General features: G+C 47.7%; 5 protein-coding genes and 1 riboswitch. Of the genes, 3 read left to right on the forward strand and 2 right to left on the reverse strand.

The window, feature by feature from the left end:
- Positions 1-2,079 carry a right-handed parallel beta-helix repeat-containing protein gene (locus HFP08_RS22685; RefSeq protein WP_168122906.1) on the reverse strand — a complete coding sequence of 693 codons (2,079 nt, stop codon included), beginning with the start codon at positions 2,077-2,079 and terminating at the stop codon, positions 1-3.
- 96 nt (positions 2,080-2,175) lie between these two features.
- Entirely contained in the window at positions 2,176-2,877 is a 702-nt protein-coding gene (locus tag HFP08_RS22690; RefSeq protein ID WP_240941756.1) for a FadR/GntR family transcriptional regulator, read from the reverse strand.
- A gap of 107 nt (positions 2,878-2,984) precedes the next feature.
- Between HFP08_RS22690 and HFP08_RS22695 the strand changes: the two genes are divergently transcribed.
- The 3 genes from HFP08_RS22695 (at position 2,985) to HFP08_RS22705 (ending at position 7,517) form a co-directional block, all read left to right on the forward strand.
- Positions 2,985-4,397: an FAD-linked oxidase C-terminal domain-containing protein gene (locus HFP08_RS22695; RefSeq protein WP_168122907.1), complete on the forward strand. Its 1,413-nt coding sequence runs from the start codon at positions 2,985-2,987 to the stop codon at positions 4,395-4,397.
- Positions 4,390-5,763, forward strand: a complete 1,374-nt coding sequence (locus HFP08_RS22700) for a (Fe-S)-binding protein (protein ID WP_168122908.1) — start codon at positions 4,390-4,392, stop codon at positions 5,761-5,763. Before HFP08_RS22695 ends, HFP08_RS22700 begins: the two co-directional genes overlap by 8 nt.
- Positions 5,764-5,904: 141 nt before the next feature.
- A riboswitch (cyclic di-AMP (ydaO/yuaA leader) is annotated at positions 5,905-6,055 on the forward strand.
- 121 nt (positions 6,056-6,176) lie between these two features.
- Entirely contained in the window at positions 6,177-7,517 is a 1,341-nt protein-coding gene (locus HFP08_RS22705) for a TrkH family potassium uptake protein (RefSeq protein WP_168122909.1), read from the forward strand.
- Positions 7,518-7,866: the final 349 nt, after the last annotated feature.

Raw genomic sequence — 7,866 nt, forward strand, 5'->3', positions numbered from 1 at the left:
CTATCTGATCCATTTGGGTCCGATTTCGTAGAATGAGATGTCGTTCCAACCAAGCTCATAGGCGGGAGAAGCCTGCTGCAGTCTGAAATCGGCTTCCAGTTCATTTCGAAATAACGGGTCTGCGATAAGGGATTGCTGATCATACTTCCCATTCTGCAAGGAGCGCCATTCGCTCCACTCGTATTCGAATCTTTCCAGACAATCGGGACCGAGCGGCTTAAGCGGAAGCTTGCCTGCGATGAGACAAGGAGCATTGTTTCTAAAGTATAAATTATGATTGGCCGAATTGAAGCGATCTTCTTGGTAGTTGACGAAATAATAGAGATATCCAGAATTGTATATGATATTGGAAGCGATTTCGATATCTTTGTTTTCCTCATCTGCCATTTCTTGCGATCCGATCGCGGAAATAGCATGAGGATTGGAGACCAGCAGGTTATTCATAATTTTATTGCCGATGCCTTTCGAGAAGATTAACATCCAAAGCTTTCCATCGCCCGTACTGTATAGTCTGTGCAGTACATTATGTGTAATCGTAAAGCCGTCGGCCGCATCATCGAGATAAATGCCGAAGCCGAAGGAGAAATGGATGCCGCTGTCATGCAGATAATTCGAATGAATGATATTCCCTTTGCCGACGCCCCAGGCTTCAATCATACCGCCATCCTGGCTGTCGGTCATGACCTCGGAAATATCGTTAAAGCCAATAAAATTGTTTCGGCTGTGCAGAAAATCCCAGTGATTTTCCCAAGTAACCTCAGTGTTATACAGCTTTTTCGGCATCGTTTTGTGTCGCAAGCCTTTTAGAGAAATGCCGTAGCGCGGCATCTCGGCGATTCGGTTGTTCATAATTTTATTTCCGCCGCTCTGGTAGAGGAGGATGCCGCAGCCATGACCGACGAGCTGGCCGCCGTGCGAGATAACGTTGTTTGTGATACAATGACGGCCGTTCGTGAAGGATTCCGAAGCATTGTTGAAAGGGCCTTTCCCTGGAGCGAAACCGCTCAAGCTAATTCCGTTATAGCCTAGCTGCCCGATCGTATTATCGGAAATTTTGATTTCATTCGCATAATGATCAAGATAAATACCGCAGCTGCCTGAAAGGGATATTTTGCAATTTTCAATTCTAATTCCCGAGGCGCGGTTGATGTAGATGATGCCCTCCCGATGCTGGGGCTGCTCCACATTCTCATCCATCATGGTATATTCATCGAAGAAATCTGTGCATGACAAGGATATTCCCGAGAAATGCAAATGGCGAACGGGCTGATCGGCAGCAGAACCGTTAAATTCCAACAATCTCTTTGTAGCTGGAGCTACGATCATCTCTTTATTCGGGTTTGCATTCGCATCTGCCGGCCAGTAGTATAGAATTCCCTTCTTCCGATCCAGGTGAAACTGTCCTGGAGACTGCAAGAAATCGAGCGAGCCTTGAATATAATAGCGTGACTCTGAACCAATCGGCCAAGACGATGGGTTTTGGAAGCGAATTTTATGCAGCTGCTCATCGATAGAGGCGACTTTCTTCGTCTCCGAGAACCAATTCCATTCTCCTTCGCCCGGCCATACGAATACCTGCGTATCCTCATAGTTGAAGGAAGCGGGCAGATTGCCTTCATGATAATGGATTTCACGTGTTTTTTGATCGGATGAAGTATTCGGGTCATGTTCTGCCGACACATAGTAACCGCTTGCAGGAAGCCTTGCCTGCGGGACTCGCTTTCCATCCGCATATAGCGTATGGAATTCCATATCTTTAACATCTGTCTGCCAGATGCCGTTATCGAACCGAATCCAGCCCGTTATACGGCGGCCTCCGAGCAATACAACCTCTTCGTCATTGTAGCCGCGATAATGAATGCGCTGGCCTTCGACTGCGGAATCCTTTTCGTCGAACTTAAGAGGGGAGTGCTGCTCGTAGACTCCGCCTCGAATGATGATGTCTATATTTTCAATGAAGCCGCGTTTGATATCTTCGCGAACTTTGTCTCTGGCGCGAATGATCGTTTGCAGTGGAGATTTCTTGCTTCCATCGTTTTTATCATTTCCTTCTACGGACACATAGTAGCTTTTTCCCATTCTAATGACCTCCGAATTAAGAGTTTCATTATATGTTATAAAGCTGTGCGCCCTTATTGCGCAAGGGTTTTCAAATAAAGTACATGGAATCTGATTTTATATAGACTTGTGAAGAACTTGCAAGACCTTTGCCAAATGCGCTTCGATAAGCAGAGAGGCCTGTTTGGCATCGCTGCTGCGGATGGCTTCATACAGCATGCGATGCTCTTCGAGGAGTCTTGCCGCGGTTGCTCTTTCTTGGTAGAACCATAGCTCTCTCGTCTTGGAGATCGTATCATTAAGCTTGCTTGTCAATGAATCCATGAGCTGAATGAGAATCTTATTTTTCGATGCGGCTGCAATCGCGGTATGAAACGCGACATCGGCCTGCTCGCCTTCTGATGTTTTCTCTCCAAGCAACGCTTGCTCCATTTTAGATAAAATATTCTCCATCCTTTGCAAGTCTTCTTCGGTTCTTCGCTCGGCGGCAAGTGCCGCTGTTCCTGTCTCGAGCACCATCCTGACCTCCAGAATTTCCAGAACGGAATCCGCTTCCTGGAACAAATCAGCAGGCGCATTCGCATCCTTGGACGGAAGCTCCTTCTTGATGAAGGTGCCTCCGCCATGGCGAATATCCAGCCATCCCGTCGCTTTGAGAGCGCTCAGCGCCTCACGGACGGTTGAACGGCCAACGCCGAATGAAGCGGACAAATCGACCACGGACGGCAGCTTCTGGCCGGGAATCCATTCGCCGGCTTGTATTTTATCCAGGATCGCTTTCCCGACGATTTCATGTCCTTTTTTCGTTTCGATTTTCATGCGTCAGATCATCCCTTTGAATTATTTCTGTTCATTTATTTAATCATAAGCTATAATGAATGCAAAGTCATCAGATGACCTGATCTATTGGGGGGGTATACGAATTTATGACAGGGGATATTTCGTCCAGTCTTCGGGCAATTGTGGGAGAAAGCTATTATCGGGAAGATATGGAAGCGCGAATTACACATTCTTATGATGGAACGCCTATGCTGCAATCCTTGCCTGACGGCGTAATCTATCCATCCAATACAGAGGAAGTTTCCGACATCATGAAGCTGTTGTCCCAGCATCGGATTCCTCTGGTGAGCCGCGGCTCGGGATCGAATCTATGCGGCGGCACAGTACCGCTGCAAGGCGGAATCGTGATGGTCATGCACCGAATGAACCGAATCATTGAGCTTGATCAGGAGAATCTTACGCTTCGAGTTCAGCCTGGCATGATTACGGCCGAGATGATTGCCTATGTCGAAGCGGCCGGCTTGTTCTATCCGCCAGACCCGAGCAGCATGAAGATTAGCACAATCGGAGGCAATATCGCGGAATGCTCAGGAGGCCTTCGCGGACTGAAATATGGAACAACGAAGGATTACGTAATCGGACTCGAGGCCGTGCTTGCCGACGGCAGCATTATACGAACCGGGGGCAAGCTGATGAAGGATGTGGCTGGTTATGATCTGACAAAGCTGCTGGTCGGTTCCGAAGGAACGCTTGCCGTCATTACAGAAGCGACCTTGAAGCTGATCCCGCCGCCGAAGACAAAGAGAACGATGCTCGCCATGTACAAGGATTTGTACGGCGCCGCACGGACGGTTTCCCGCATTATCGAAGCCAAAATTATTCCGGCTACGCTCGAGTTCATGGATAATCCGACGATTCGGGTGGTCGATGACTTCGCCAAGCTCGGATTGCCCCGCGACATGGAAGCGATTCTGCTCATTGAGCAAGACGGCGATCCCGAACTGGTTGAACGAGATATCGCGATGATCAAGTCCATCTGCGAGCTGGAAGCGGCGGATCGCGTCGAAATCGCCGAGAACAGAGAAGAGGCGGAGAAGCTGCTTACGGCAAGGCGTAGCGCATTCACCGCATTAGCCAGATTGAGACCGACCACGATACTGGAGGATGCAACGGTACCGCGTTCGAAGATTGCCGATATGGTCCTTAAGATTAACGAGATTGCGCAGAAATACAACGTAACCATCGCTACCTTCGGACATGCAGGTGACGGCAATCTTCATCCGACTGCGACGACAGATGCTCGGGATGTTGAGGAAATTCATCGGGTTGAGCAGGCATTTGCCGAAATCTTCGAGGCTTCTATAGAGCTTGGCGGCACGATAACAGGCGAGCATGGCGTAGGAATTGTCAAAGCGCCGTATTTGGAGTGGAAGGTAGGAGCTCCGGCCATCGAAGTGATGAAAGGCATCAAGGCGGCATTCGATCCGCTTGGCATTTTGAATCCTGGTAAAGTTTTCGCCAAAGAAACGAAGAAGCGGGTGATTTTGCAGCATGGCTGATCAACAAGTGATGAACAAACCGAATATGGAGCATAGCAACCCGCTCGCCAAAACATTATTGAACAAGCTTGATTATGATCAATTAACCAATTGCATGCGCTGCGGCTTCTGTCTTCCTGCCTGTCCGACATTCAAGGAAACCGGAATAGAGGCCGAATCACCTCGGGGAAGAATTGCATTGATGAAGGCGGTAGCCGATGGTCTTATGGATCCCGATGAAGTGTTTCAAGAGCAGATGAATCATTGTCTCGGATGCAGGGCCTGCGAGCCTGCCTGCCCCGCCGATGTGAAATACGGCCAACTCATCGAGCAAGCCCGCGATGCGATTGAGGATCACGCCGAACATAGTGCGCCGGTGAAAGGCTTGCGCAACATGATGTTCAAGCATGTATTTCCCAAACAGTCCAGTATGAAATGGATGGGAGGAGCGCTGGGGCTTTATCAGAAATCCGGCTTGCAGCGCATAGCCAGAGGCACGGGCATCATGCGGCTATTTCCTGAGCATTTGCGAGAGATGGAAGCGATACTGCCTGAAGCGACTTCCAAAGGCGTTATCGAGAGAATCGGCACCTACTATCCGGCGAAAGGCAAAGCGATTGCCCGAGTGGCGCTGTTCAGAGGCTGCATCATGGACGTCATGTTCGCGGGAACCAATGTGAATACGGTGAAGCTGTTGTCGCAGTCCGGTTTCGATGTCGTTATTCCGAAGGAGCAGGCTTGTTGCGGCGCTTTGCATGCCCATAGCGGAGAGATGGACCAGGCCAGAGCGATGGCCCGGACGAATATTGATGCGTTCCAGGCTGCAGGAATTGACTATATCGCCACCAATGCCGGCGGCTGCGGCGCATTATTGATTGAATATGATCATCTGCTGCATGAGGACAATGAATATCGGGAGAAAGCTGCGTGGTTCGCGGAGCGGGTAATTGATGTTAGCAAGTTAATCGTTGAGCAAGGCAGAGTTCCGGAATTTGCCGAGCGCGACAATAATATTCAAGAACATCGAATAACGTATCAGGATTCTTGTCACTTGCGCAATGTGATGAAGAGCTCATCCGCCCCAAGGCAGCTAATGAAGCAAGTAGAGGGCGCAACCTTTGTGGAGATGAAAGATTCTGACCGCTGCTGCGGTTCAGCGGGCATATACAATGTTACTCAGCCTGAGATGGCAGGACAATTATTGGAGCATAAAATGGAGCATGCGGCTAAGACAAGCGCTTCGTACATGTTGACCAGCAACCCGGGCTGTTTGCTTCAGATGAAGCTCGGCATCGAGAAACACAAGCCTCCGTTCAAAATGGAAGCCATGCATATCGTCGATTATTTGTATGAGCGTTTAACGGAGGATGACTCTGATTCCGAGTAAATGAGGGGAAATCAGCGATTCATTACCCTTTAAGGCGATGTAATCGCTGTTTTCAAGCATATGCTGATGTTTTCGTCAGAAATATACCGTATTCAGCCTTTTACATTTCAAGGGGATAGGAGTAGCATAAGCCTATAACTTCATATTGAAACGCTGAGTTTTTCAAAGAAAAAGCGGGGGAACCGAAGCGGCAAAAAAGTCGCCGCAGGGGTGAATCCAGAGTAGGTAATGGTAGGGAGATCTCGACTCCCGAATCCGTCAGCTAACCTCGTAAGCGTTGTTCGGGAGAGGAATCGCATACACTCATGTTCAATTCGACCATAGAGAATTCGCCTCTGTGGTTTTTTGTTGTGCAAAAAACCGGATGATTTGGTGATAATACGTATGTGCAGTGATTTTGGGAGGCTTGCTAAATGGATGTCGCAACAATTAAGAAGAATCAGCTTAATCCGCATCAGTGGACTGTTATCGGATTCGCCATTACGATACTGATTGGCGCATTTCTGCTGGATTTGCCTATCGCAACGGTGGGAGACGGCTCGATCCGTTTCTTGGATGCGTTATTTACAGCAACTTCCGCAGTCTGCGTTACAGGATTGACGGTTATTGATACCGGAACGAATTTTACGATTTTCGGTCAAATTATTATTATGGTGCTAATTCAAATTGGCGGCCTTGGCTTTATGACCTATGGTGTTATTATCGCGGTCATACTTGGAAGAAAGGTTGGGTTAAAGCATCGCGTCTTCATTCAGGAATCAACGAAATCCAATACGATTCAAGGGTTAGTAAGGCTGGTGAAGACGATTGTCATTATATCCTTCTCTTTCGAGTTAATCGGCGCATACTTGTTGTGGCTGCGTTGGATTCACGAGATGGGGGTCGGCAAGGCCGCATATTATGCCATCTTTCATTCGGTTTCGGCTTTTAATAATGCGGGTTTTTCATTGTTTTCAGACAATCTTGCCGGATTCGTTGGTGATCCGATTGTGAATATTATCATCTCCTTATTGTTTATTTGCGGAGGCTTGGGCTTTATCGTTATGGTCGATATTTACAAAAAACGCCGATGGAGACGTTTTTCCTTGCATACCAAAATCGTTTTGCTTACGACAATTTTGTTGTCCGCAGGCGGCTTTCTACTTATCTTATCATTGGAGATGCTGAATTCGTCCGTGTTTGGGGATTTGAGCATCGGCGAGAAGCTATGGTCGGCTTACTTTCAGAGTGTGACCACTCGCACAGCTGGGTTTAATACTGTTCAATTATCGGGGCTTTTGACAGCATCACAGTTTTTGATTATCTTTTTAATGTTCATTGGCGCTTCATCCGGTTCAACAGGCGGGGGAATCAAGACCAGCACCTTCATGATCTTGATTGTAGCCATGTACAGCACGATTCGAGGCAGGGAACAGGTGCATATTTTCAAAAGAAGAATTTCCTATGATACGATCTTGCGCTCTCTGGCCATCATTATCATTTCTCTCGGTTTAGTTCTAATCGTAGCATTCATGCTAACCTTGACCGAAAAGGGCGATGAATTCATCGAGATACTGTTCGAAGCGACTTCGGCCTTCGGAACAGTAGGGCTTACGTTAGATGTTACGCCTACGCTCTCCGGAGCCGGCAAAATTATCATTATCGCCACCATGTTCGCCGGACGTTTAGGCCCATTGACTTTGGCCTACGCATTGGCAAGGAACAAACGTTCAAGCAAAATCGGATATCCCGAAGAGAAAGTGCTGGTCGGCTAATCAAGCCAACCAGCATTATCTTTTCCAGCTATGCCGTAAAAGCTCTTCTAAATTGCAATCGATATCCAATATTCATCTTCTCCCCTCTACTCAGGAGAACTTCATTTGCTGTCACAGTGCATCTTACAAATAATTTTGACGTATCGTTGTTCTGTTATTTGAATCCATTCTATCTGTTTTTGTACTATATAAGTTGAACGAAAGAAGTTGACATTCAAAATCGAACGCATAGGCGATCAATGATGACATGTGGGTATTTCATGATTTCATCCATAAACTGTCCGACACTCAGACGGATTTCGGCAACGGTGGAATAGAACACATTGTTGATGACATTGGATTTAAGCCA

Source organism: Paenibacillus sp. HB172176, from assembly GCF_011947265.1.
Taxonomy (GTDB): Bacteria; Bacillota; Bacilli; order Paenibacillales; family Paenibacillaceae; genus Pristimantibacillus.